General features: G+C 67.2%; 23 protein-coding genes. 9 read left to right on the forward strand and 14 right to left on the reverse strand.

All coding sequences use genetic code 11. The annotated features are described in order from the left end of the window. Window positions 1–116 precede the first annotated feature (116 nt). The gene (locus CQ050_RS07935; protein WP_105556257.1) at window positions 117–2,579 is read left to right on the forward strand and encodes a TonB-dependent siderophore receptor; all 2,463 of its coding nucleotides are present in this window, start codon (window positions 117–119) and stop codon (window positions 2,577–2,579) included. Window positions 2,580–2,606: 27 nt separating this feature from the next. On the opposite strand, the gene CQ050_RS07940 is transcribed toward CQ050_RS07935, so the two are convergent. Beyond that, window positions 2,607–4,268, reverse strand: a complete 1,662-nt coding sequence (locus CQ050_RS07940; protein ID WP_233213865.1) for an ATP-binding protein — start codon at window positions 4,266–4,268, stop codon at window positions 2,607–2,609. A 192-nt stretch (window positions 4,269–4,460) separates the two neighbouring features. On the opposite strand from CQ050_RS07940, the gene CQ050_RS07945 reads away from it, so the two are divergent. From CQ050_RS07945 to CQ050_RS07955, 3 genes are all read left to right on the forward strand, one after another. Further along, on the forward strand, window positions 4,461–4,946 hold the full coding sequence (locus tag CQ050_RS07945) for a sigma-70 family RNA polymerase sigma factor (RefSeq protein ID WP_369868261.1): 486 nt from the start codon (window positions 4,461–4,463) through the stop codon (window positions 4,944–4,946). Then, a complete protein-coding gene (locus CQ050_RS07950) occupies window positions 4,943–5,914 on the forward strand; it encodes a FecR domain-containing protein (RefSeq protein ID WP_105556259.1) in 972 nt (323 codons plus the stop codon). Before CQ050_RS07945 ends, CQ050_RS07950 begins: the two co-directional genes overlap by 4 nt. A 98-nt stretch (window positions 5,915–6,012) precedes the next feature. Beyond that, on the forward strand, window positions 6,013–8,556 hold the full coding sequence (locus CQ050_RS07955) for a TonB-dependent receptor (protein ID WP_105556260.1): 2,544 nt from the start codon (window positions 6,013–6,015) through the stop codon (window positions 8,554–8,556). Window positions 8,557–8,579: 23 nt separating this feature from the next. Here CQ050_RS07955 and CQ050_RS07960 read toward each other — a convergent pair whose 3' ends face one another. The 3 genes from CQ050_RS07960 to acnA are packed head-to-tail and all read right to left on the reverse strand — an operon-like array spanning window position 8,580 to window position 13,205. Then, window positions 8,580–9,635: a lactonase family protein gene (locus CQ050_RS07960; protein WP_105556261.1), complete on the reverse strand. Its 1,056-nt coding sequence runs from the start codon at window positions 9,633–9,635 to the stop codon at window positions 8,580–8,582. A gap of 52 nt (window positions 9,636–9,687) precedes the next feature. Then, window positions 9,688–10,584, reverse strand: a complete 897-nt coding sequence (locus CQ050_RS07965) for a GntR family transcriptional regulator (protein ID WP_105556262.1) — start codon at window positions 10,582–10,584, stop codon at window positions 9,688–9,690. Then, window positions 10,581–13,205 carry an aconitate hydratase AcnA gene (gene acnA, locus CQ050_RS07970; RefSeq protein ID WP_105556263.1) on the reverse strand — a complete coding sequence of 875 codons (2,625 nt, stop codon included), beginning with the start codon at window positions 13,203–13,205 and terminating at the stop codon, window positions 10,581–10,583. Before acnA ends, CQ050_RS07965 begins: the two co-directional genes overlap by 4 nt. An 87-nt stretch (window positions 13,206–13,292) precedes the next feature. Between acnA and CQ050_RS07975 the strand changes: the two genes are divergently transcribed. Next, entirely contained in the window at window positions 13,293–14,273 is a 981-nt protein-coding gene (locus CQ050_RS07975; protein ID WP_105556264.1) for a tripartite tricarboxylate transporter substrate binding protein, read from the forward strand. A 13-nt stretch (window positions 14,274–14,286) separates the two neighbouring features. Here CQ050_RS07975 and CQ050_RS07980 read toward each other — a convergent pair whose 3' ends face one another. Beyond that, window positions 14,287–14,901: a TetR/AcrR family transcriptional regulator gene (locus CQ050_RS07980; protein WP_105556265.1), complete on the reverse strand. Its 615-nt coding sequence runs from the start codon at window positions 14,899–14,901 to the stop codon at window positions 14,287–14,289. Between the two features lie 110 nt (window positions 14,902–15,011). Between CQ050_RS07980 and CQ050_RS07985 the strand changes: the two genes are divergently transcribed. Both CQ050_RS07985 and CQ050_RS07990 read left to right on the forward strand, forming a co-directional pair. Next, window positions 15,012–16,067, forward strand: a complete 1,056-nt coding sequence (locus CQ050_RS07985; RefSeq protein WP_105556266.1) for a sugar phosphate isomerase/epimerase — start codon at window positions 15,012–15,014, stop codon at window positions 16,065–16,067. A 17-nt stretch (window positions 16,068–16,084) separates the two neighbouring features. Continuing rightward, complete coding sequence (locus CQ050_RS07990) at window positions 16,085–16,969, forward strand: alpha/beta fold hydrolase (RefSeq protein WP_105556267.1); 885 nt, start codon at window positions 16,085–16,087, stop codon at window positions 16,967–16,969. 4 nt (window positions 16,970–16,973) lie between these two features. On the opposite strand, the gene CQ050_RS07995 is transcribed toward CQ050_RS07990, so the two are convergent. Next, the gene (locus CQ050_RS07995) at window positions 16,974–17,603 is read right to left on the reverse strand and encodes a 2OG-Fe(II) oxygenase (RefSeq protein WP_105556316.1); all 630 of its coding nucleotides are present in this window, start codon (window positions 17,601–17,603) and stop codon (window positions 16,974–16,976) included. A 155-nt stretch (window positions 17,604–17,758) separates the two neighbouring features. Between CQ050_RS07995 and CQ050_RS08000 the strand changes: the two genes are divergently transcribed. Further along, window positions 17,759–18,451 (forward strand): HAD family phosphatase, encoded by a 693-nt coding sequence (locus tag CQ050_RS08000; protein WP_105556317.1) that lies wholly within the window; start codon window positions 17,759–17,761, stop codon window positions 18,449–18,451. 24 nt (window positions 18,452–18,475) lie between these two features. Here CQ050_RS08000 and CQ050_RS08005 read toward each other — a convergent pair whose 3' ends face one another. Beyond that, window positions 18,476–19,258 carry an SDR family oxidoreductase gene (locus CQ050_RS08005; protein WP_105556268.1) on the reverse strand — a complete coding sequence of 261 codons (783 nt, stop codon included), beginning with the start codon at window positions 19,256–19,258 and terminating at the stop codon, window positions 18,476–18,478. A 148-nt stretch (window positions 19,259–19,406) separates the two neighbouring features. On the opposite strand from CQ050_RS08005, the gene CQ050_RS08010 reads away from it, so the two are divergent. Then, the gene (locus CQ050_RS08010; RefSeq protein WP_105556269.1) at window positions 19,407–19,940 is read left to right on the forward strand and encodes an MgtC/SapB family protein; all 534 of its coding nucleotides are present in this window, start codon (window positions 19,407–19,409) and stop codon (window positions 19,938–19,940) included. Between the two features lie 21 nt (window positions 19,941–19,961). On the opposite strand, the gene CQ050_RS08015 is transcribed toward CQ050_RS08010, so the two are convergent. The 7 genes from CQ050_RS08015 to CQ050_RS08045 form a co-directional block, all read right to left on the reverse strand. Then, window positions 19,962–20,708, reverse strand: coding sequence for an SDR family oxidoreductase (locus CQ050_RS08015; RefSeq protein ID WP_105556270.1), 747 nt, complete (start codon window positions 20,706–20,708; stop codon window positions 19,962–19,964). A 41-nt stretch (window positions 20,709–20,749) separates the two neighbouring features. Continuing rightward, window positions 20,750–21,118, reverse strand: coding sequence for a cupin domain-containing protein (locus CQ050_RS08020; RefSeq protein ID WP_105556271.1), 369 nt, complete (start codon window positions 21,116–21,118; stop codon window positions 20,750–20,752). Window positions 21,119–21,209: 91 nt separating this feature from the next. Continuing rightward, window positions 21,210–22,019 carry an AraC family transcriptional regulator gene (locus CQ050_RS08025; RefSeq protein WP_105556272.1) on the reverse strand — a complete coding sequence of 270 codons (810 nt, stop codon included), beginning with the start codon at window positions 22,017–22,019 and terminating at the stop codon, window positions 21,210–21,212. Between the two features lie 19 nt (window positions 22,020–22,038). Beyond that, window positions 22,039–22,425, reverse strand: coding sequence for a VOC family protein (locus tag CQ050_RS08030; RefSeq protein WP_105556273.1), 387 nt, complete (start codon window positions 22,423–22,425; stop codon window positions 22,039–22,041). 54 nt (window positions 22,426–22,479) lie between these two features. After that, window positions 22,480–23,487 carry a formylglycine-generating enzyme family protein gene (locus CQ050_RS08035; protein ID WP_105556274.1) on the reverse strand — a complete coding sequence of 336 codons (1,008 nt, stop codon included), beginning with the start codon at window positions 23,485–23,487 and terminating at the stop codon, window positions 22,480–22,482. Between the two features lie 106 nt (window positions 23,488–23,593). After that, on the reverse strand, window positions 23,594–24,247 hold the full coding sequence (gene alkB, locus CQ050_RS08040) for a DNA oxidative demethylase AlkB (RefSeq protein ID WP_199196761.1): 654 nt from the start codon (window positions 24,245–24,247) through the stop codon (window positions 23,594–23,596). A 2-nt stretch (window positions 24,248–24,249) separates the two neighbouring features. Continuing rightward, window positions 24,250–24,960, reverse strand: coding sequence for a 2OG-Fe(II) oxygenase (locus tag CQ050_RS08045; RefSeq protein WP_105556276.1), 711 nt, complete (start codon window positions 24,958–24,960; stop codon window positions 24,250–24,252). Between the last annotated feature and the right edge of the window lie 83 nt (window positions 24,961–25,043).

Raw genomic sequence — 25,043 nt, forward strand, 5'->3', positions numbered from 1 at the left:
TCCGAGTTGTAACTGGAACGGCGGAAATCCTGACTTCGCGCTTCATGTAAGGAAAGCAGCCGGTACGGTCCGTCTCCACGGCTGCGCCGATCCTTCATGTGCCAGGGAATCCTCTCATGTCTTCTCGTCCTGCCCGCGCCGCGGTCCTTGCCCGCTTTACCTTGCCCCTTACCCGCCTGAGCGCCGCGCTGCGCCTGGCGCTGCCTGCCGTCGTACTGGCCGCGCCGTGGCCGTCCGCCGTGCACGCGCAGGCAGGGGCGGGCCAGCAGGGCGTCGCCTTCAGTATCCCGGCGGGTCCGCTCAGCGCGGCGCTTGGGACGTTTGGCGTGCAGGCCGGTGTCATGGTGGCGTCCGATCCCGCCTTGACGGCAAGCGCCCGGACCGGTGGCGTGACGGGCACGTATCCGGTGGGTGCCGCGCTGGAGCGCTTGCTGGCGGGCACGGGCTTGCAAGCGGTGGCGCGGCCCGAGGGCGGCTTCCGCTTGCGGCAAGCTCCCGTTGCGGGCCAGGCCGCGACGCTGGCGCCGGTGACCGTGACGGGCAGCTACAACGCCACCACGGACGGAACGGCGTCATACACGTCGCCGGCCGTCACCATCGGCAAGACCACCCAGGCCCTGAAGGACATTCCGCAGTCCATCACCGTGCTGACCCGCCAACGCATGGATGACCAGGACATGACGAGCCTGCCTGACGCCATCAACAACACGGCGGGCATGGTGGGCGTGCAGGGCGTGGGGCCGGGCGTGGCGATCAACGCCCGCGGCTTCCCCGTGGACCTGCTGCAATACGACGGCGTGGCGCTGCTGCGCAACAGCTACAGCCTGGGCAACTGGGAGCAGGATTCGCTGGTGTTCTACGACCGCGTGGAAATTCTGCGCGGCGCGGCGGGTTTGCTGCAAGGCGCCGGCAGCCCAGGCGGCGCGATCAACCTGGTGCGCAAGCGCGGGGGCGCGGAGCCGTCGGTGGTCATCACCGGCAAGGCCGGATCGTGGGACCACTATGGCCTGCAGCTGGACGCGGGCGGCCCGTTGAACGCGGCAGGCACGTTGCGCGGCCGCGTGGTCGTGGACGAGGACCGGAGCGATTCCTTCGTCGACTACGCGTGGGAAAAGACGCGCAACCTGTATGCCGCGCTGGATTTCGACGTGACCGAGGACACCACGGTCGGCATCGGCATCAGCAATCGATATAGCCGTTCGCGGCCGATGTTCGTGGCCTATCCGCGCTACGAGGATGGCGGCGACATCGATCTGCCGCGTTCGACCTTCACCGGGTCTACCTGGAACCGCGCGAAGAACGATCAGACCATCTTCAACGCCGACGTGACCCACCGCTTTAACGACGCGTGGCGGTTCAGGCTGGCCGGCGTTGCCATGAACGAGAAGAACACGACGGTGCATCAGCGCGCAGTCGGCCCCATCATGCCGGACGGGAGTGGGCTGGACTACGGCAACTTCGGCGTGGACTTCAAGAGCAAGCAGCGTGGGCTGGACATGTCGGTCAGCGGCAACTTCACCGCGCTGGGCATGCAACAAGAGGTGGTCGTGGGCGCGGCCTACTCCAAGCTGACGACGGCGGACCGCTTCACGCGTGCCTGGCAGTCCGGCGGCAACGTGTTCGATATCGACCACCATCGCCCGTGGCAGGACATGGACAGCATCGCCGCGGCAAGCGGCTATGACTCGCGCAGCAGCTACGACATTCGCCAGAAAGGGCTCTACGGCACGTGGCGCGTCAAGCCCACCGAGTCGTTGGCGCTGATCGGCGGCGGCCGCGTGGGCTGGTACGACTACGGCTATTCCAGCGGCGGCAGCACCACTACCTCGACCACGTCGGGCAAGTTCATTCCCTATGTCGGCCTGGTCTACTCGCTGACCGACAACTGGTCCGCCTACACCAGCTACACCACCGTGTTCGAACCCCAGACCGCGCGCGGCGTGGACGGCAGCCTGCTCAAGCCGATCGAGGGCAACAATTACGAAGTCGGCGTCAAGGGCGAACTGATGGAGGGCCGCGTGAATACATCGCTGGCGGTGTTCCGCTACGACCACAAGAACCGTGCGGTCAATGACTACGACGCCGGCTTCGCGTGCGACGGCTGGTATTGCTCGCGCGCGTCGGGCAAAGTGCGCAGCCAGGGCGTCGAAGCCGAGATCTCGGGTGAAGTGCTCAAGGGCCTGGAGCTGTACGCCGGCTACACCTACAACACCACCAAGTACCTGTCGGACCCGGACAACCAGGGCGCGGTCTTCAACACCTGGACGCCCAAGCACATGTTGCGCCTGTGGGCCAACTACAAGCTGCCGGGCATGATGAACCGCGTCAGCGTGGGCGCTGGCGTCAACACGCAGACCGACACGATCAGTTCGGACCGCGAGTTCAAGCTGGCCGGCTTCACGGTCTGGAATGCGCGCCTGGGCTACCAGGCCACGCCGGAACTGAGCTTCGCCCTGAACCTGAACAACGTGTTCGACAAGAAGTACTACGTGCCGTCCTACAACACGCTGTCCGGCAACAACTACTACGGCGAGCCGCGCAATGTAATGCTGACGGTGCGCTACGCGCCCAAGCTGTAGTTCACGGCGGGAGAACGCGGCGCGAGGCTACGCGTGCATCAGCGCATGGACCTGGCGCGCCAGGTCTTCCAGCGCGAAAGGCTTGGGCAGGATGGGCACGGCGAGGCCCAGCGAGGAAGCGTCGCATCCATCCAGGCCCGACCCGGTCATGATCAGCACTCTCATGCCGGGGCGCAGCTGGCGTGCGGCCTCGGCGACCTGATGGCCATTGATGCCGCCGGGCAAGCCCAGGTCGCAGATCAGCAGGTCCAGTGGCTCGGCGGACGCCAGGTGGCGCAGGGCGGCCGCGCCGTCGGCCGCTTCGGCCACCGTGTAGCCCAGCTCTTTCAGGGATTCGGCGGCCACCGCCAGCACGGCGGCATCGTCTTCCGCGATCAAGATGGTTTCGCCGCGGGCCGCGGCCGGGGGGGTATCAACGGCGGCGTGTTCCAGCGACGCCATGGCACCCAGATAGCGGGGGAAGTACAGCGTCATCGCGGTGCCCTGGCCCGGGCGCGAATGGACGTGGACCTGCCCGCGCGATTGCCGGATGAAGCTGTACAGCATGGACAGGCCCAGCCCTGTCCCCTGACCGGCCGATTTGGTCGTGAAGAACGGTTCGAAAATGCGCTGCACGGTGTCGGGCGCCATGCCGCAGCCCGTGTCCGTGACGCGCAGCAGCAGGTAGTCGCCCGGCGCCAGCCCGAGATCCCGCGCCGGCCCGGCTTCCAGCGCGACATTGCGGGTCGCGATGCCCAGCGTGCCTTGCCCGGGCATCGCATCGCGCGCGTTCAGGCACAGATTGAGCAGGGCGTTTTCCAGCTGATGCGTGTCGACCCATGCGGGCCACAATCCTCGTTCGCATGCCAGGTCCAGCGTGATGCCCGGACCGATGCTGCGGCGGATCAGTTCTTCCATGCCGGTCACCAGGCGATTGACGTCGATGGCCTTGGGGTCTTGCGGCTGGCGCCGGGAGAAGGCCAGCAAGCGGTGGGTCAGCGCGGCGGCCCTGCGGGCGCCGCTTTGCGCAACCTGGATATGGTGTTCAAGGTCGTTGTGCCGTTCCTGGGCCAGCCGCATGGACAGCAATTCCAGGCTGCCCGTGATGCTCATCAGCAGGTTGTTGAAATCGTGCGCCAGCCCCCCGGCCAATTGCCCCACGGCTTCCATCTTCTGGCTTTGGCGCAACGTGTCTTCGGCCTGCCGCAACGCCTCGGCCTGGGCCCGTTCGGCGTTGACGCGCGAGGTGGTTTCAATGACCGTGTCCATCATGCCGACCACCGTGCCCGCCTCGTCGCGCACCGGGCTGTAGCAGAAGGTGAAGGTGGCGTCTTCGGGCTGCCCGGAACGCACGATCTGCAGCGGGTAGTCTTCGATAAAGGTGGCTTCGCCCGCGAAGGCGCGTTCCGCGATGGGCCCGATCAACGTCCACGCTTCGTGCCAGATTTCACTGAACGGCCGGCCCAGCGCATCGGGCTTGGTGCCCAGGATCGGCGTGAAGGCGTCGTTGTAAAGCGTGATCAATTCCTTGCCCCAGACCAGGCAACACGGGAATCGGGACGCCATCACCATGCCCGTCGCGATGCGCAAGGCGCTGGGCCATTCGGCGATGGGTCCTAGTGGCGTGGCCGCCCAGTCGAAGGCGGCGACCCGCAAGCCCATTTCGCCGCCGCCAGCAAGGAAAGAGGGCATGGGGGAGTCGTTCTGCATGGTGTTATCGACGATGACTTGAGGGTGATTGATTTTATCCGACCGACGGGCGCCGAACAGGGGGAACAAGGGGGAGAACGAAGGGAGAATGGCGGGCGGGCAGAGATAAGATAAAATAGAAATCGTTCCCATTTACACGCTACCAAGAGGTGCGCCTTGCCTCCGTCCGACTTCCTGCCCGCCGATACCGTCATGAAGCTCTATCGTGACCATCACGGCTGGCTGTCGATCTGGTTGCGCAAGAAGCTCGGCAACTCGTTTGACGCCGCGGATCTGGCCCATGACACCTTCGTGCGTGTGATGAGCGGCCGGCGCAAGGAAGGCATGGGCGCCGAGCCGCGCGCGCTGCTGACCCATATCGCGAAGGGGCTGGTGGTGGACCATTGGCGGCGGCGCGCATTGGAAGAGGCCTATCTGGCCGTGGTGGCGCAGTTGCCCGCGCCGGAAGTCCCGTCGCCGGAAGTCCGCGCGCTGATCCTCGAAACCCTGCACGCCATCGACGCCACCTTGCGGACCCTGCCCGTGAAAACGCGCGAGATCTTCCTGATGTCGCAGTTCGACGGCATGGCGTACGCCGACATTGCCCACTGCCAGCGGGTGTCGTTGGCGACCGTCAAGCGCCACATGCAGAAGGCGCTGACGGCCTGCTTGATCGCCTATCAGGTCCACGCGGCATGAGCGCGGCGATCGACCCCGGGATCCTGGAAGAGGCCGCCGGCTGGCTGGTGCGCTTTCAATCCGAAACCCTGTCCGCATCCGACCGCGCCGCCTTCGACCGGTGGCGCGGCCGCAGCGCCGCGCACGGTGCCGCGTGGCAACGGGTGGAAGACATGGTGCGCGGGTTTGGCCAGGTGCCGCCCGCGATCGGGCGCGACACGCTGCGCCGCCTGGACCGGCCCGGCCGGCGGCAGGCCATCCGGGCGCTGGGTGGATTGCTGGTGCTGGGGCCGGCGGCTTGGGCGGGATGGCGCACGCTGCCGTGGCGCGAATGGGCCGCGGACGTGCGCACCGCCACGGGCGAACAGCGCCACCTGGAGTTGGCCGACGGCACCCGGCTGGTGCTGAACACGGCCAGCGCGGTCGATATTCTCTACACCTCCGAACAGCGCATGCTGTGGCTGCGCGCTGGCGAAATCCTGCTGACGACCGGCCGCGACCCGGCGCCCGCTCATCGTCCCTTCATTGTGCGGACGTCCCAAGGCACGATCCGCGCATTGGGCACACGCTTCATGGTGCGCGATGAACGCGACAGCATCCGGGTGGCGGTGTTCGACGGCGCGGTTGAAATCCAGCCGCAAGATCCGGGTGTGGCGGCCGTGGTGTTGCCGGCCGGACAGCAGACGGTATTCAACGCCCATCAGGTCCAGCCGCTGGCGGCGGCCGATGCGGCGTCGACGTCTTGGGAGCAAGGCATGCTGGCCGTGCGCAATTGGCGCCTGGCCGACCTGGTGGATGAGCTGGCGCGCTACCGCCCGGGCGTCCTGCGTTGCGATCCGGCCGTGGCGGGACTGCGGGTGTCGGGTGCGTTTCCGCTGTCGGATACCGACGGCAGCCTGCGCTTGCTGGAGAAAACGTTGCCCGTGCGGATCAGCCGCGTGACGCCGTTCTGGGTCACGGTGGCGCCGGGCGCGTCCGTTACAAATTAATCGCCGATCCGCTGACACTTTTTTCCGCTTCGTCCGGTGTACCGGGTGAATCGTCGCGACATGCGAGCGTCACCCAGTTCCCTACGAAGGATCGTTTCATGGTTTCCCGAATTTCCCGTTCGTCGCGCCTGCCCCGTCGCAAGGCCGTCCTGCCGCCGTTGGCGGCAATGTTCCAGACTACCGGCATGGGACTGATGCTGCTGGCCGTGACCGCCGCGTCCGCGCCTGCCGCGGCAGCCGATGCCAAGGCGGCCGCCGCAGCATCGGCTGCCGCAGCATCGGCTGCCGCAGCATCGGCTGCCGCAGCATCGGCCACCGGCTCGGGGGCGGCCACCGCGCGCAAGTCCTACGCGATCGCCGGCGGTCCGCTGGGTGACGTGCTGGCCCAATTCGCGGCGGCGGCGGGCGTGCCGCTTTCCTTCGATCCGGCCCTGGTGGCGGGCAGGCAAAGCGAGGGCCTGACGGGCGCCTACACGGTGCGTGAAGGCTTCACGCGCTTGTTGAGCGGATCGGGCTATGCCTTGGCGGAACAGGGGGCCGGCGCATATTCCTTGCGCAAGCTGCCCGCGGGCGAGAGCGACGCCGCGACCCTGCTGCCCAGCATCACCGTCGCGGGAGCGGGTGTCAGCCCCTCGGCCTTGCCGGCCGAGTTCGCCGGCGGCCAGGTGGCGCGCGGCGGCCGTTTGGGACTGCTGGGCAACCGCGATGTGATGGATACGCCGTTCAATATCACGAGTTACACGTCGGAATTGCTGGCCAACCGCCAGGCCGTGACGCTGGCCGATGCCTTGAATGCCGAGCCCTCGGTGCGCTTCACGGGCCAGATCGGCGGCGTGACGGATTCGTTCTACATCCGCGGCTTTCCCATCGGCGAAGGCAACCTGGGCGAAATCGCGTTCGATGGCGTCTACGGCGTAGCGCCCAACTACCACGTCTTCACCGATTACATCGAACGCGTCGAAGTGCTGAAGGGGCCGGCGGCGCTGCTGTACGGCATGTCGCCCAATAGCGGCGTGGGCGGCGTGATCAACATGGTGCCCAAGCGGTCGCTGGCGGAGGACCTGACGCGCGTGTCCGCCGATTATGTGGGCGATTCGCAATTCGGCGCCCGGGTGGACCTGAGCCGCCGGTTTGGCAACGACGGTGAATGGGGCGTGCGCGTCAACGGCATGCACCGCCAGGGTGACACGCCGCTGGACAACCTGTATTCCCGAACCGACATCGGCGCCCTGTCGCTGGACTATCAGGGCGAACGCCTGCGCGCGTCGCTGGACTTGCTGACGCAGAACGAAAAGGTGGATGCGCCGACGCGGCCCTTCCTGGTCGCGGCCGGCATCGACGTGCCGCATGCCGCCGATGGCCGCCGCAACGCGACCCAGCCCTGGGGGTGGTGGAAGTCCGACGGCCAGTCGGCGCTGCTGCGCGTGGAATACGACGTCAGCGACCGGCTGACGGTATTCGCCGATGCAGGCGGATCGGACACCGAGGTGTCGCGCCTGTCGGACCAGACACCCACCATCGTCAACAGCGCCGGCGACACGCGGGTGACGCCCAACAACTTCCGCTTCAAGGTGGAACGCAGCACCTACAACGCGGGGCTGCGCGCCAAGCTGGACACCGGGCCGGTGCGCCATGCCATCAGCTTCATGGGCAGCCTGTACAGCGATCGCAACCTGCAGGGGAGCGTCTCCGGCACGCCGCTGACCTCCAACATCTATCACCCCATCACGCGCCCGGAACAGAACATCCCGGCGCCGGCCAATGTGCCCAAGGTGTCGTCGTCGGACCTGTCGGGCCTGGCGCTGGCCGACACGATGAGCATCCTGGACGAGCGCGCGCAGTTGACGTTGGGCGTGCGCCAGCAGCGCATCGAATCGCGCAACTTCAATGCCACGACCGGCGTGCGCACCGTCAGCTATGACGAAACCGCCACCACGCCGCTGGCGGGCCTGGTCATCAAGCCCTGGAACAACGTGTCGCTGTATGCCAACTACATCGAAGGGCTGAGCAAGGGGGATGTGGCGCCGGCCACCGCGTCCAACGCTGGCCAGGTGTTCAAGCCCTACAAGTCCAAGCAGAAGGAAGTGGGCGTGAAGGTGGACCTGGACGACGCGATGCTGACATTCAGCGCGTTCGAGATCACGAAGCCCAGCGGTCAGTTGACCAACGGCGTGTATGGCGCCGATAGCGAACAGCGCAACCGCGGCCTGGAGCTGACCCTGTCCGGGGAGCCGGTGCGCGGCCTGCGTCTGTTGGGCGGCGTGACCTATCTGGACGCCGAACTGACGCGCACCAGCAACCCGGCCACGGTGGGCAACCGGCCGGTGGGCGTGCCAAAGTTCTCGGCCAATCTCAGCGCGGAATGGGACACCCCGTGGGTGGCGGGCCTGACGCTGACGGGCGGCATGATGTACACGGGCCGCGAATACGTGGACCAGGCCAACACGCAGTCGGTGCCGTCCTGGACGACGTTTGACGTGGGCGCGCGTTATGCCACGAAGATCCAGGGCAAGGACGTGACGTTCCGGGCCAATGTCGTCAACGTGACCAATCGCGCCTACTGGTCGGGCGTGGCGTCCTACGGCACGGTGTCGCAAGGCGTGCCGCGCACGCTGATGCTGTCGGCGTCGATGGACTTCTGACCGCCTGCCGGCCGCCGTGCCGTTCAGGTGCGGCGGTGGGCGAACACCATGCAGACCGGGCTGCCGATGCGCAGCGCGTAGCCGTCGGGGGTCAGGGCGCCGTCCTGCGCATCGACGCGAAAGCGCACCAGCGTGTCGCTGTCTTCGTTCAGCGCGAACAGGAAGCGGCCGTCGGGCGACAGCGCGAAGAAGCGCGGCGTCTTGCCGCCGGAGGCGGCATGCTGCACGGGCGTCAGGCGGCCATTGGCGGGGTCCACGCGAAACACCGCGATGCTGTCGTCGCCCCGGTTGGACACATACAGGTGGCAGCCGTGCGCATCCAGGGAAATGCCGGCCGCGCGGCTATTGCCGGTATAGGTGTCGGGCAACGTCGGCAGTATCTGGAAGGGGTGCAGCGAGCCGGCCCCAAGCGAGTAGGCGGCGACCGTGTTGTCCAGCTCGTTGACGACGTAGAGCCAGCGGCCGGCGGGGTGAAACGCCGCATGCCGCGGGCCCGCGCCTTCGCGCGTGGCGGTGATGCAGGCGGGGTCGGCGCTGATGCCGCCGTTCTCCAAGGCATAGAGGAACACGCGGTCCAGGCCCTTGTCGGGCACCACCACATAGCGGCCGGATGGATCGACCAGGTTGTAGTGTGGTTTGGCGAAGGGCTGTTCCTTGCGGTGCGGCCCGGGTTCGCCGGCCATGGGCACGGACTGCGCCACGGGCGCCAGCGCGCCGTCGCGGCCGACGGGCAGCACGGCCAGCGTGCCGCTCAGGTGGTTCGACACCATCAGGTAACGGCCCGCCGGGTCCAGCGCCAGATGCACCGGGTTGCGGCCCTGGCAGTCCTGCTGCCGCCATGGCGTCAGCGCGCCGGTACGCGGGTCGCGTTGCAAGGCGCTGACCTCATGGCTGTCGCCATGCACGGTGTACAGCACGGGCAGCGCGGGGTGCGGCAGCAGATAAGAGGGGTTGACCAGGCCGCCGACGACTTGGGTCAGCGTCAGCGTGCCGGTGTCCTGGGCATAATCGAAAACGCTGATGCCCTCGCCGCGGGCATGGCGTTCCCGCGTGGTGCGGGAACCGATGTAGACGTGCATGGAACGATCCTCGGCTTGAAAAGAAAGCGGCCATGCGCGCCAGGCGCGCGGCCTAGGAAGTCAGGATGCCGCTGATGCGGGCCAGGTTGTCCAACGTGCTGCGCAGGTGGCTGGACAAGGCGGCGGCGGCGTCTTCGTTGCGTTCGCGTTCCAGCAGGTCAAGAATTTCCAGATGCTGGTCGCAGTGCTGCTGGTAGCGGCTGCGGTCTTGCATCGACCGGTACGACAGCAGGCGCCGGACGCGGTTGACGCGCTTGATCGTGTCGATGAAGAACGGATTGCCGGACGCCTCCACCAGCGATTCATGAAAGCGCACGCCACGTTCATGCAACTGGTCGGCGGTGTCGGTGGCGATGCCGCCGTCCAGCAAGTGTTTTTCCGCGGCGCGGCATCGTTCGATCACGGATTTCTCAATGCGGAACGATGGCTCCAGCAACGCCGCGGGTTCCAGCGCCAGACGCAAACGGTACGACTGCAGCAGGCTGTCCGGCGTGGTCATCATGGACGAGAACTCCCAGCCGTAGCCAGGTCGCCGCTGCGCCCAGCCTTCCTGCGAGACGCGGGCCAGCAGCGTCTGCGTTTGCGCGTGGGTCAACGCATAGCGCACGCGCAACTGGGCCTCGCTGCATTGCATGGGCAGTTCGCCCCGCAGCAACTCGTCGGCCAGCTTGAAGTAGCTTTGCGTCACGATGTCGTCGACGGAGGGCGGCGTCAGGCCGGCGCGTGCGTCGGGCAGGGCGTCGTAGCCTTGCTGCAGGAAGTAGCCGCGGTTGGGTTTGCGCGCCACGATGCCATGCTGCTCCAGGATGCCCAGGGCGTCATTGACGGGCGAGCGCGACAGCCGCAGCCGATCGGCAAGCTTTTGCGCGGTCAGGTGCGCGCCGCCGGGCAGGCGGTCTTGCCGGATCAGGTCCAGGATCTTCGTGACGGTATTGGTTTGCGCGCTCATGGGAGGGAAGATGGCCGGAGAGTATCCGCTAGGATAGCGGGAATGACGCCGCCCATCCGCAACAAACGCACGTCTAGCCGGGTCTCGACCGCAGCCGTGGCGTGCAGCGCGTCAACACGGCCATCGGCCCGCAGGATGCGCACGGGCACGGCGATGCGCGGCGCCAGCGTATCCGCCGGGGCATCGATCTCGATGCGGTCGCCGGACTGCACGCACAGCGTGGCCGGCGTGACGCCCTCGGGCAACCTCAGGGGCAAGATGCCCATGCCGATCAGATTGGACCGGTGAATCCGTTCGAAGCTCACGGCCAGCACGGCGCGGATGCCCAGCAGGCGTTGCCCTTTTGCCGCCCAGTCGCGCGACGAGCCCGTGCCGAAGCGCGCCCCGGCCAACAGCACCACGGACTGCTGTTCGCGGCGGTAGTGTTCAGCGGCTTCCCAGATAGGTTCCACGCGGCCGCTGCCCGCATGCCGCGTGTGGCCCACGGGGGCGTCCGGACAGAGCAGGTTCGTCAGGCTTTTGCTGTAGAACGCCGCGCGCATCATGACTTCCCAATTGCCGCGTCGCGAGGCGAACACGTTCAGGTCGTGGCGGTCATCGCCGCGGGCCACCAGGAAGTCGGCGATCAGGCTGTCGGGCGGAATGGCGCTGGCGGGCGACAGGTGGTCGGTGGTCACGTCGTCGCCCAGCACCAGCAGCGTGTGCGCGGTGTAACGGCCAAGCTGGCTGCCGGCGCTTGTCGAGGCGAAGGGGGGACGCCGCAGCGCCGTGGACGCGGGGTCCCACGGAAAGCGGGGCGTGTCCGGCGATTGCAGTGCCTGCCACGCCGGATTGGCGCTGGCGATCTTGAAGGCGGCGCGGAAATCGGCGGGCCGCAATCCCCGGGCCAGCGCGGCATCGATGTCGGCGTCGTCCGGCCATAAATCGCGTAAGTGCACCGGACGGCCGTCGGCTGTGACCTGCACCGGTTCCTGGCTAAGGTCGCGTTCGGCGTCGCCAGCCAGCGCGAAGGCAATGACAAGCGGAGGCGACATCAGGAAACCCAGGTCCAGGTCGGGGTGGATGCGGCCGGTGAAATTGCGGTTGCCGGACAGGGCCGCGACGGGGTGGACCGCGCCGGCCTGCATGGCGTCGCGCACCCTGTCGGGCAGGGGGCCGGAATTGCCGATGCAGGTGGTGCAGCCGTACCCCACGATGTCGAAACCGACCGCGGCCAGATCCTCCAGCAAGCCGGCGCGGGCCAGGTAGTCGGCCGCCGCGGGGGAACCCGGGCCCAGCGATGTCTTGACCCAGGACGGCACGCGCAGGCCGGCCTGGCGTGCCTTGCGGGCCAGCAGTCCGGCCGCCATCAGCAAACGGGGATCCGTCGTGTTGGTGCAGCTGGTGATGGCGGCGAGGGCGACCGGGTAGCGGGGCAGGTCGCGGCGGGCGGCCGGCGCTGGCGTGAAGTCCAGCGCAGCCAGAATGGCGCGGGTCTGGCCGTAGGGATGCAGATCTTGCGGCCGCTTGGGGCCGGCCACATGCATCTGCACGCGGTCCAGCGCGATCTCGACCACGCGGGTATAGCGCGGAGCGGCATCCGGGTCCAGCGCGATACCCGTGCGTTCGGCATAGGCCGCGATGCGCGCGATGTCGGCCTGCGCGCGGCCCGTCTGGCGCAGGTAGGCCAACGTCTCGCCGTCGATGGGAAAGTAGCCGGTGGTGGCGCCGTACTCGGGCGCCATGTTCGCCACCACGCATCGGCTGCCCGCCGACAGCGTGCCGACGCCCGGCCCGAAGAACTCCACGAATTCGCCCGAGACGCCGATGGCGCGCAGCCGCTGCGTCACCGTCAGCGCCAGGTCGGTGGCGGTGACGCCTGCGGCAAGCGCCCCGGTCAGCCGGACGCCGATCACGTCCGGAATGCGCAGCAGGGTGGGCATGCCGAACATGACCGTCTGCGCTTCCAGACCGCCAACGCCCCAGCCCAGCATGCCGATCCCGTTGATCATCGGTGTGTGGCTATCGGTACCGATCATCATGTCGGGATACAGCGCGCCGCCGTCGCCCTGGCAGACCACCGTGGCCAGTTGTTCCAGGTTGATGGTGTGCATGATGCCGGTGCCCGGCGGATGAATGCGCACGTTCGACAAGGCCTTGGACGCCCAACGCAAAAAGCGGTAGCGCTCGGCGTTGCGGCGCAGTTCCAGGTCCAGATTGCGCGTCGCGGCATCGGGCCGGGCGTAGGCTTCGACCGCCAGAGAATGGTCCACCGACACGTCCACGGGCAGCACCGGATTCAGCACGGCGGGGTCCATTCCGGCTTCGGCCAGCGCGTCCCGCATCGCGGCGATGTCTACCAGCGCGGGCGTGCTGGTGGTGTCGTGCATCAGCACCCGGCCCGGCTGGAAGGCGATTTCGGCATCGCTGGTGCCGTGGGCCAGCCAGCCGAACAGCGCCGCTACCGCGGCGTCGCGCTCGTCGCCTTGCACGTTGCGCAAGACGTTTTCCAACAGCAGGCGCAGCACGACGGGCAGGCGGAAATAGTCGGCGCCGAACGTGGCGGGCAGGTCCGGGCAGGTATAGGCGGCCCCGTCCAGCGTGAAGCGGGCGTGGCGCAGTCGGGCATTGGTGTATTCCATAGCTGCCAGTTTTGCATATTGCATCTATAAAATGCAATTAAGTAAAAACCCGGCCGCCATCCGGACAGGCCGCTCAGGAGACAGACCATGCCCCATATCCGATTGCTCGCCGCCGCCCTGGCGGTGGCCGCCTTCCTCCCGTTTCCCTCCGCCCGGGCCGCCGACGCCAGCCGTCCGGTCAGCCTGATCGTGCCTTTTGCCGCCGGCGGCGGCGTCGACGGCATGGGGCGTCTATTGGCCGAACGGTTGCGCAGCGAAATGCCGCAGGGCGTGGTGGTGGAAAACAAGCCGGGCGCCAGCGGCATGCTGGGCGCGCAGGCGGTGCTGCGGTCGGCCCCGGACGGCGCGACGATGCTGTTGGGCTCGGCGGGAGAAACCGCCATCAATCCGCTGGTCTTCAAGGCCAAGATGCAATACCAACCCGAAAAGGACCTGGTGCCGATCGCCCTGGTCGCCCGCGTGCCGAACGTGCTGGTCGCCAACCCCAAGCTGCCGGTGGCCAATGTGGAGCAATTGGTGGCTTATGGCCGCGCGCATCCCGACAAGCTGACTTATGCGACCAGCGGCGTGGGCAACCCGCAGCACCTGAACGGCGAGCTGTTGCAGTCGCTGGCCGGCATCAAGATGGTCCACGTGCCGTACAAAGGCGCGTCCGCGCAACTGGTGGATGTGGCCGCGGGCAGCGTGGACCTGACCTTCGTCAGCCTGGCGGGCGCCTTGCCCTTCATCAAGAGCGGCAAGGTCAAGCCGTTGGCGGTCACCTCCGCCACGCGCGCCTCGTTCGCCCCGGACATTCCTGCCGTGGCCGAATATGCCCCCTTGAAGGACTATGCGCTGGAAAACTGGTTTGGCGTGTTCGTCGCGGCGGGCACGCCGGTAGACACGCAGCAGAAACTGGCCGCCGCGATCGGACGCGCGTTGCGCGACGAGAAATTCGTGGCCAGCATCCGTGAACTGGGCGGGGAAGTGCAGCCGATGAGCCAGGACGAGTTCCGCGCGTTCATCAAGGCGCAGACTGCGGTCTTCGCCAAGGTCGTGGCCGATGGCCACATCACGGCGGAAAACTGAAAGCTGGTGCGCGCTAGGGCCTTGAAGGGCCCTGGCGCAACACCGCATCCAGCGCGCCAAGCGCCGGCGGGATCATCGCCAGCAGGCGCGCTTTGCCCACGCCGTCGCGCGCCTGCACGGACAGGCCATGCAGGACGACGGCGTAGTAGTCGCCCAACGCCTGCACGTCCGTGCCGGGTTTGAGTTCGCCGCTTCGCACGGCAGATTCAAGCCGGTCGATGATGCCTTGCGTACGCGCCTTGCGATGCGTGGTGAGCCATGCCATGACGTCTTCGTTTTCGGCGGCGTAGTTGGTGGCGGCGCTGACCACCATGCAGCCTTGTGGGCGCCCGCGCCGGGTGTAGGTCAGCACCGCGTCGGTCAGCAGCTTCTCGATGGCGCTGCGCACGCCGTCGTCGGCCTCCAGCGCTTTTTCCGCAAACGCGCCGTCACCCGCTTCGTATCGCGCCACGGCTTCGCGGAACAGGTCCTGCTTGGATCCAAAGGCCGCGTAAAGCCGCGCTGAGGCCAGGCCGGTCGCCGCCACCAGATCCGCCATCGACGTGCCTTCATACCCCTGTTTCCAGAATGCCAGCATGGCTTGCTGAAGCGCTAGGTCGCGGTCGAATTCTCTGGGTCTGCCTGCCATCACGGTCTCGGGAAAATGATCTGGAGGCAGTGTACCGCCCGCCCTTGCATTTGCGTCGCGCCGATTTATCGCCTATTCTTTGTCGATCGACAAACAATTAAGGATTCGATATGAAGACGATCAAGGGACCCAGCCTGCATCTGGCGCAGTTCAGCGACGCCGCGGCGCCCTTCAACAGCCTGCCGGCCATCGCGGAATGGGCGGCGGGCGTGGGCTTCAAGGCGTTGCAGATCCCGGCATGGGACAAGCGGTTTTTCGATGCCGAGACGGCTGCGGCCAGCCAGGACTATTGCGACGAGGTCACCGGTACGCTGGCCGCGCATGGGCTGGTCGTAAGCGAACTCACCACGCACATCTTCGGCCAACTCCTGGCCGTGCACCCGGCATACGACGCGATGGCCGACAACTTTGCGCCATGGGAGGCGCGCGGCAATCAGCAGGCCAGGACGGCCTGGGCGAAACAGGGGCTCTTGAATTCGGCTCGCGCCGCCAAGCGCCTGGGCCTGAGCGATATGGGCACGTTCTCAGGGTCGTTGGCATGGCCGTATCTGTTTCCGTTTCCGCAACGCCCCGAAGGGCTGATCGAGACGGCATTCGGCGAACTGGCGCGACGCTGGATGCCGGTGCTTGACGCCTGCGACGAGCAAGGCGTGAACCTGTGCTTCGAGATCCATCCCAGCGAAGACCTGCATGACGGGATCACGTTCGAGATGTTCCACGAACGCGTCGGCGGCCATACCCGCTGCGCCATTCTTTTCGACCCCAGCCACTTTGTCCTGCAGCAGCTGGACTACCTGGAATACCTGGACATCTACAAAGACCACATCCGCATGTTCCACGTGAAGGATGCCGAGTTCAATCCCACCGGCCGGCAGGGCATTTACGGCGGCTACCAATCCTGGATCAACCGGGCGGGGCGCTTCCGGTCGCTGGGCGACGGGCAGGTGGACTTCAGGTCGATCTTCTCGAAGCTGGCGCAGCACGACTATGCCGGCTGGGCCACGCTGGAGTGGGAATGCTGCCTGAAAGACCAGGAGACGGGTGCGCGCGAGGGGGTGGAATTCATCAACCGCCACATCATTCCGGTCACGTCCAAGGTGTTCGACGATTTCGCTGGCGCGGCCATCGATAAACAACAGATCCATGCCCTGCTGGGCTTGGCATAAGCCCTGAAAACAGAATCATGACGCACTCACTCTCTACCTTCTTCACCCCCGCCGACGCCGTGACGCACCAGTACATGCTGGTGGACGGTTCCCGCGTGCATTGCGCGGTCATGGGCGACGGCCCGCCGGTGTTGCTGATTCCCGGCTGGCCGCAGACGTGGTTCACGTGGCGCCACATCATGAAGTCGCTGGCGCAAGCGGGCTATACGGCGATTGCCGTGGACCCGCCGGGCACGGGCGACTCGGGCCGCCCCGCCCACGGGTACGACACGGGCGCGGTCGCCAGCGTGCTGCACCGTTTGATGGGACAACTGGGCCACACGGCTTATCACGTGGTCGGCCACGACATCGGCATGTGGGTGGCGTACGCCCTGGCCAGCGACTTTCCCAACGCCGTCCGCCGCCTGGTGTTGACCGAGGCCGTGATTCCGGGCCTGGCGCCCGCGCCGCCGGTATTCGTCCCGCCGGAAGACAACATCTTCCTGTGGCATTTCATGTTCAACCAGGTGCAAGACCTGCCGGAAGCGTTGATTGCCGGACGCGAGTGCGCGTACTTGAGCTTCATCTTCGACAAGTGGTCGCACCGGCGCGACCGCGTCGCCGCCGACGTCTATATCGACGCCTATTCGGCGCCGGGCGCATTGCGCAGTGGCTTTGCGTACTACCGCGCCATCCCCGAGACGATCCGCCAGAACCAGACGCGTTCCAAGGCCCGCCTGCGCATGCCGGTGCTGGCCATCGGCACGGAGCACGCGACCCGCGACGCGCCGCTGATCACGATGCGCGACAACGCCGCCGACCTGACCGGCGTCATCATTCCGGATTGCGGTCACTTCGTGACTGAAGAATGCCACGAGGCGTTCTCCGAACACCTGCTGGCTTTCTTGCAGCGGGACGGATGAGACCTCACGGCGTGTCGTGCAGCACCACCTCCAGGCCGGTCCGTTCGCCCGAGCGCACCCGGCTCACCGCCTGCCGGGCGGTGACGCGGTAGATGTCGCGCGCGCCGTGCACGGGGCGGTGCGACACCGCGATCACCGCGGCATCGCCCAATCCCAGCGGCACGACCATCGGGCGCGATTGCATGCGCGGGCGCTGCTCGGTCATGACGAATTCGCCGCCGGTGAAATCCACGCCCGGTTCCGACAGCAGCGCGACCAGTTGCAATGGGAAGACGTGCGCGCCGTCGGCATGCTGGATCAGCGGCTGATAGCCATCGGTGGACAGCCGATGCAGGCCGGACAGGCGCCGTGTCTGGCCGGCCTGGCGGTTGCATTGCGCCCAGGCCGGAAAGTCGTCCGGGTATGCCGCGTCTTGCTGCAGCGCGGCGGCCCAGCGACGGGCGATGGGCAGCAACTGCCGGTACAGGGCCGCGCGCAGCGGCTCGAAGTCGGCCGGATCGGCGCCGGACAGCGCCAGCCGCCGCGCGGCGTCCTGCGGGAAGAAGCCGGGCAGCAGCGCCCAGCCTTCGGCGTCCAGATCCTGGGCGGCAAGGTTCCAATCGTACGGGGGAAGGGACAGGAGGTCGGGCGTCATGGTGGGGCGGGAAGGCGTGCGCATCCCGGCAGGATAGAGCGTGGACGGGGCGCGCGTCACTCCGCTGCTTGCGATGGCCGCAGCGGTCCCGAGGGAACCGTTCCGGGCCTTGCAGTATGCTTGACGGCTTCACGAACCCCCCCATGCCGCCTGCAATGACTGATTTCCCCTTTGACGCCGTGCTGTTCGATTGTGACGGCGTGCTGGTTGATTCCGAACCGATCACCAGCGGTGTGCTGACCCAGATGCTGAACGAATTGGGTTGGGACATCACGCATGACGAGACGATGCGCCTCTTTACCGGAAAGGCCGTCAAAGACGAACTGCCGCTGATCGAGGCGCGCACGGGCGCCAAACTGGGCCCCGAGTGGTTCAACGAATTCCGTCAGCGCCGCAATGCCGCGCTGGACCGCGACCTGCTGGAAATCCCTGGTGCGCCGGACGCCGTGCGCGCCTTGCACGTGGCGTTGGGCGGCCGTATCGCGGTGGCATCGGGGGCGGACCGCCTCAAGGTCGAGTTGCAGCTGGCCAAGGTAGGCATCGCCGAGTGCTTTGATGGACGTGTCTTCAGCGGCCACGAAATGCCGCGCAGCAAGCCGTTCCCGGATGTCTACCTGGCTGCCGCCCTGGCGCTGGGCGTGGACCCGAAGCGGTGCGCCGTCGTGGAAGACACCGTTACGGGCGCCACCGCCGGCGTGGCCGCGGGTGCGACGGTGTTCGGGTACAGCCCGGACGCCAACGGCCATAGCGGGGCCGAGGCCCTGCGTGGCGTGGGCGTGGCCCATGTGTTCACCGACATGAATCAACTGCCCGCGCTGCTGGCGGGCTGGCAGGCCGGCGGGCGCTAGGCCGCCGGGGCCTGCCGCGCGCCGTCAGCGCGCGTGGTTGGCGTACTGTTCGCCGCCGTCCAGGTCGATCACCGTGCCGCTCAGGTAGCCGGCGCGCGGCGACGCGCCGAACACGATCATGTCGGCCACTTCTTCGGGCTCCATCAGGCGGCCAAACGGCAGATCGGACAGGGTTTCCTGCCAACGCGCCTCGTCGCCCCAACGGGCCTGGGCGCGTTGGCGGGCCAGCGTCAGCACGCGGTCGGTGCGGGTGCGTGACGGGTTCACCCCAAAGACGCGTACGCCGTGGCGCGGCGCTTCGCCGCCCAGCGCGCGGGTGAAGGCAATCAGCGAAGCGTTGGCCGACGCGCCGCAGATGTAGTCCGCGCGCGGCGCGGCCCCCGCCATGCCGATGATATTGGCAATGACCCCGGCGCCGGCATCGCGCATGGCCGGGTAGTAATGGCGGGCCAGGCTGATGTAGCCATGCACCTTCAGGTCCCAGCCGGCGCGCCAGCGTTCGTCCTGCACCTGGTCCAATGCGCCGCCCGGTACGGCGCCCGCATTGTTCACCAGCACGTCGATGGGACCGGTGTCCTTCGCCAGCTTTTCGGCGGCGCCCGGCAGCGCCAGGTCCAGGGCCATCGCCTGCGCGGCGCGGCCCGTCCGTTCGCGGATCGACGCCGTGGCCTGGTGCAGCGCGGCATCGTCCCGCGCCACCAGGATCGGGTCCGCGCCTTCTCGGGCGAAAGCGATCGCGCATGCCAGGCCGATGCCCTTGGATGCGCCCGTGATGAGCACGCGTTTTCCGGCCAGCTGCAAGTCCATGAAGCGCTCCTGTCGATTGACGCCCGCCCCTGCGGGACACGCTTAGGTTGTAAACCAGTTGCGGGCCGGGTGCCAGCCTGAACGCCGCATGGCACGTTCGCGCGTGCGCCTGCTATGCTGAATCCACCTGATCCACAAGGACGTGGCGATGTCGGAAATCTGGCTGGAAATCTGGACCACCGTGCGCAGTGAATTCGCGGACATCCCGGACGTGGGCGAAGCCACGCGCATCCTGCTGCGGCTGGGCATGGCCGTGATCCTGGGCGGCCTGTTGGGCTATGAGCGCGAACGCAGTGGCAAGGCCGCGGGCTTGCGTACCCACATGTTGGTGGCGCTGGGCGCGGCGATTTTCGTGCTGGTGCCGTTGCAGGGCGGCATGCAGGTGGGCGACATCAGCCGCGTGCTGCAGGGCGTGATCGCCGGTATCGGCTTTCTGGGCGCGGGCGCCATCATCAAGCTAAGTGACGAACGTGAAATCCGCGGGCTGACCACCTCGGCAAGCATCTGGATGACTGCCGCGATCGGCGTGGCGGCCGGCATGGGCCGCGAGGCGACGGCACTGGTCAGCACCCTGATGGCCTTGTTTGTCCTGGCCGTGCTGCGGCGCGTGGAAGCGCGCATTTCCACGCCGCAGGAACAAAGCGTGATTACGCCGGGCGTGAAGTCGAAAGGCAACACATGACGACGCCCGTCCGGCCGGCGGTCAAGTGCCGCCGGACACGTCGATGAACGAGCCGCTGGTGTAGCCGGCTTCGTCCGAGAACAGCCACAGCACCGCGCCGGCCACTTCTTCCACCGAACCGCCGCGGCGTAGCGGAATCACGCTTTTCAGCCGGTCGACGCGGCCGGGCTCGCCGCCGCTGGCATGCATGTCGGTGTAGATGGTGCCGGGGCGCACGCCGTTCACGCGGATGCCTTCGGGCGCCACTTCCTTGGACAGACCGATGGTCAACGTATCCAGCGCGCCTTTGGACGCCGCATAGTCCACATATTCATTGGGCGAACCCAGGCGCGCGGCCGCGGACGACACGTTGACGATAGCGCCGCCCTGGCCGCCGTGGCGGGGCGACATCCGCCGTACGGCCTCGCGGGCGCAGAGGAAGGCGCCGATGACATTGGTGGACAGCACGCGCAGCAGGCGGTCGGCGTCCATGTCGTCGACGCGCATCTGTTTTTCAAGAATGCCGGCATTGTTGACCAGTGCGTCCACCCGGCCCAGGCGCTCGTCCAGCGTGCGGAACATCTGCAGCACCTGGTCTTCCTGCGAAACATCTGCCTGGATGGCGACGGCGTGGCCGCCTTGGCGCTGTATGTCGGCCACGACCGCGTCGGCAGCGCCCGCATGGGTGCGATAGTTGACGCCAACGGCGTAGCCGCGGCGGGCGGCCAACTTGGCGACGGCGGCGCCGATGCCGCGGCTGCCTCCGGTGACGAGCATGACTTTGGACATGGCTTTCTCCTGGGTGATTGCCACGTTAGCAGAACGGGGGCTTAAATCCACACGTCGTTGGGAGCACTGCGCGCGCCGCCCTGGTCGCCGGTATTCACGACGCCACAGGGCTCGATCAGCATCAGGTGCGTTTCTTCCTGCGCGCACGGCTTGTGTTCCACGCCCTTCGGGATGACCGTCATTTCGCCAGGGCCCAGGTCGACATGGCCGTCGCGCAGTTCGATGCGCAAGCGGCCGCTGACGACGATGAAGGTCTCGTCGGTGTCGGCATGGCTGTGCCAGACGAATTCGCCTTGCACCTTGACCACCTTGAACTGGTAGTCGTTCATCTGGGCGATGACCTTCGGCTGCCAGTGTTCCGAGAACAGCGACAGTTTGCCGGCGATATTGATGGCGGGAATAAGGGACATGACGTGGGCTCGAAAAGAAAGGACGCCCGCAGCATAGGGTGCCTGGCCGCGCCCCGTCTTGTACGTTCTTGCAGGTTTCCGGGGCCGGCCGTCAGCCGTGCAACATCCGTCGCCAGCGATCCGGCGTCATGCCATAGGTCTGGACATGGCGGTGCGTCAGGTGACTTTGGTCGGTGAAACCGGCGCTGGCCGCGGCGTCCGCCAGCGGCTGGCCGGCGGCGATCAAGCGGCGGGCCAAATCCAGCCGGCGCAGCATCACGTAGCGGTAGGGGCTGGTGCCGAACAGCGCGCGGAAATCGCGCGACAGGCGCCAGCGGTCGGTGCCCGCCGCCTCTGCCAACTGGTCCAGCGTGATGGGTTGGCCTGGCGATGCGTGGATGAACTGGCGGGCGCGTTCGGCCGCGGCGTAGTCGGCGGCGCGGCGCCCTTGCGGACGGCCGGCGGCGGCGCACAGCGCATGGGCCAGGTCGTACAGCGCATCGTCTTCCTGCAAGGGGTCGATCGCGGCCTGGGTGCTTTGCAGCAGCGCGCCACTGGCGGCGTGCAGCCGTGGGTCGGCCGAGATGCCGCCCGGGACGAACGGCAGCGGCCGGCCGCCCAAAATCTGCTGGATCAGCGCGGGTTCGACGTAGATCATGCGGTAATGGAAGCCGGCTTCGGTGCCTGCCTGGCCGTCATGCGGCTCGTCGGGATGCAGCACGATGGTGCTGCCTGGCAGGCTGTGCCGGAATGCGCGGCGGTAGTGGAAGCTCTGCACGCCCGACAGCGTGCGCCCGATGGCGTACGTGTCGTGGCGGTGCATGTCGTAGCCATGACCGCCGAAGTAGGCTTCGATGCGCTCCACGTGGCCCGAGGGCGCGGCGCGCAGTATCCAGTCCTGCTTCGGTTTGGCCGACATCATGGCGGACACGCGGCAGGGTCTACTTCTTCACCTGCACCAGCACGAACTCGTTGCCGTACAGGTCGATGAAGTGGGCGTAGACGGTGGCGTCGTCATGGACGGGTTCTTTGGTGAAGCGCACGCCCCGGGCGGCGAACTGGCTGTGATCGCGCACCACGTCGTCGGTGTAGAACACGCCGACCGGCTGGCCGCCGGTCTGGTCGCCGACGCGGTCGCGCTGCGCCTGGGTCAGGGCTTGCAGCAGCCAGACGCCCACGGCAGGCTGTGCCGGCAGGCGCAGGTGCACATACCGCTGCGGGCCCACGGGCATATCGACGAACACCTCCATGCCGAGCTTGTCTTGGTAGAAAGAAATGGCGGTGTCGTAGTCGTTCACGAGAAGGACAAGACGGCCCAGCGAATGCATGTCAGGACTCTCTTTGAGGTTAAGCGTGCGGCTATGCTAACCCGCCGCGACGCTTTACCGACTATCGGCCTCCCGCAGCAACCGCAGGCCCACCAGGGGATAGCGGGTTTCCTGGGTGTTCCAGTTGCGGTAGGACGATCGGGTGTAAAGCGCCCAGGTGTGCCAGGAGCCGCCTCGGCGAACCCGCACATTGCCGCTGCCAGGGCCCTGCGGGTCGTCCGTGGGCGAATGGGCGTAGTAGTCCTCGCCATACCAATCCGCCACCCATTCCCAGGCGTTGCCGTGCATGTCATACAGGCCGAACGCATTCGGCGCGTAGCTGGCCACGGGCGCGGTGAAGGTGTGCCCGTCGTGGCGCGCGGACGCGAATGCCTGCCATTTCGGCCACAGCGGTTTGGCGTCGGCGTCGAAACCGTTGCCGGCGTCGGGCATGCCAGCCGGATCGTCGCCGTTCTGGTAGCGCGTGCGTGTGCCGGCGCGGCAGGCGTATTCCCATTCGGCCTCAGTGGGCAGCCGGTAGGTGCGGCCTTCCTTCTGGGTGAGCCAACGGGCCAGGGCCTGGGCGTCGTTCCAGCTGATGTTCACCACGGGATGGTCGTCGGTTTGGGCAAAGCCCGGATTGCGCCACGAGTAGCGGCGGTCGCGGCCTTCGAAGGCGTCGCCGCTTTCGGACCGGTCGGGGTCGTAGGCGGCGTTGTAGCCGTAGCCGCCGGTGCCGTCGGCCTCGGATTCCGGCACGTAGCCGGAGGCTTCGATAAAGCGCCGGAACTGGCCCACCGTGACTTCCGTGCGTTCCAGGTAGAACGGGCGGGTGATGCGCACGGTATGCACGGGCGCTTCGTCAAACAGCTGGGCGAATCGGTCCTTGGGATATTGCGGATAGTCGCGCGCCAGCGTCTCGGGCGCTTCGTCGCTGCCCATCTGGAAGGCGCCGGCGGGGATGGCCACGAATTCCATGCCCAGCGAATTCCGGATCACGGCAGGCGGGTCGGCGGGCGGCGCCGCCAGCAGCGGGGTCGACAGCAGGAAATTGGCAAGCAACAGGCTGGAACGGATACGCATGGAGAGTCGCGGGCGCGGGTGCGCAGGGCCAAGGGTGCGACATAGTAGGGCCGCCGCGCACGGCCGACCAGACGCGGGGAACCCTCATGCGCCCGGGGGCCAGCGTTCAACCTGCCTTGCGCAAGGTGAAATTGATCCGCTGGCTGCCCAGCTTGGGGTGCGGTAGATCCTTCATCGGCATCACGCCGTGATACCGCAGCCGGTCCACGCCGCCCCAGACCACCACGTCGCCGTGCAGCAAGGGCACGCGCAGGGTTTTGTCCGAACGTTCGTTGCCGCCGAACAGGAAGACGGCGGGCATGCCAAGCGACACGGAGACGATGGGCGCGCTGTAGTCGCGTTCGTTCTTGTCCTGGTGCAGCGACAGGCGCGCCCCCGGCTCGTACCGGTTGACCAGGCAGGCGTCCGGCGTAAAACCGGGAAAACCGGCATCGGCCGCCGCGGCCCGCGCCAACGCCAGGAAGGCGGGCGGCAGGTCCGGCCAGGGCTGGCCGGACAGCGGGTCGATGCGCGCATAGCGGTAGCCGTGTGCGTCCGTCGTCCAGCCCCATTGCCCGCAATTGGTCAGCGCCACCGACATGGTGTAGCCGCCCGGCGTCTGCATGTGCCGGAAGGGCGATTGCGTGGTCACGGCGTCCACCCCTTGTAGCAGCGCGTCGACGAACGGCAGCGCGAATCCGCGCAACACGAACGATTGGGGGCCGATCGCCTCGCGTCCGCTTTGCGCGGTGTCGTGGTCGCCAAACAGATCCAGCGTCATGCTCATTGCGCGTCGTGGAAGATCAGGCCCAGCGTGTGGCGCCGGCCGCTGCGCAAGGCACTGACGCCGTGCCGCATGGCGGTCCTGCGCCAACCCCGCGCACCGGGCACCGGCCGCTGGTTCACGGTGAAAATCAGCGCGTCGCCCTGTTGCAGCGGCAGCACGTCCGCCCGCTGCTCGCGGCTGCTGGTTTCCGTCATCACGAATTCCCCTCCCGTGAAATCCACGCCGGGGCGCGACAAGAGCACCGCCACCTGCAAGGGAAACACGTGTTCGCCATACAGGTCTTGATGCAGGCAGTTGTAGTCGCCCGGGCCATATTCCAAAATCAGCGGGGTGGGTCGGCGTTGGCCAGCGTCGTGGCAGCGCTGCAGGAAGGCCGCATGATCGGCCGGATACTGCACGGCGATACCCAATTGCCGGTTCCACCGGTTCGCGATCGGCGCCAGCCGTGGATACAAGGCGGTGCGCAGATGCGCCAGCAATGGCGGCAGCGGATAGGAAAAGTACTTGTATTCGCCGCGGCCGAAGCCATGCCGCGCCATCACGATACGGCTGCGGTAGCCATCCGTCGCCGAATAGCCGGCCGCAAGCGACGCGCATTGCGCGGGCGTCAGCAGCCCCGGCGCGATGGCGTTGCCATGCGCATCCAGCGATTCGGCGATCCGGACCCAATCTAGGTCCGGCAAGGAGGGGGCGGGCAGGGCATCCATGACGTCGGGGCGGCCAGGCAGGAAATAGGGAAAAACCAGTCTACGCCTGCTCGCCGTCAGGCGAACTCCGCTTGTTGCGCGGT

The sequence above is a fragment of the Achromobacter sp. MYb9 genome, from assembly GCF_002975275.1.
GTDB lineage: Bacteria > Pseudomonadota > Gammaproteobacteria > Burkholderiales > Burkholderiaceae_B > Achromobacter.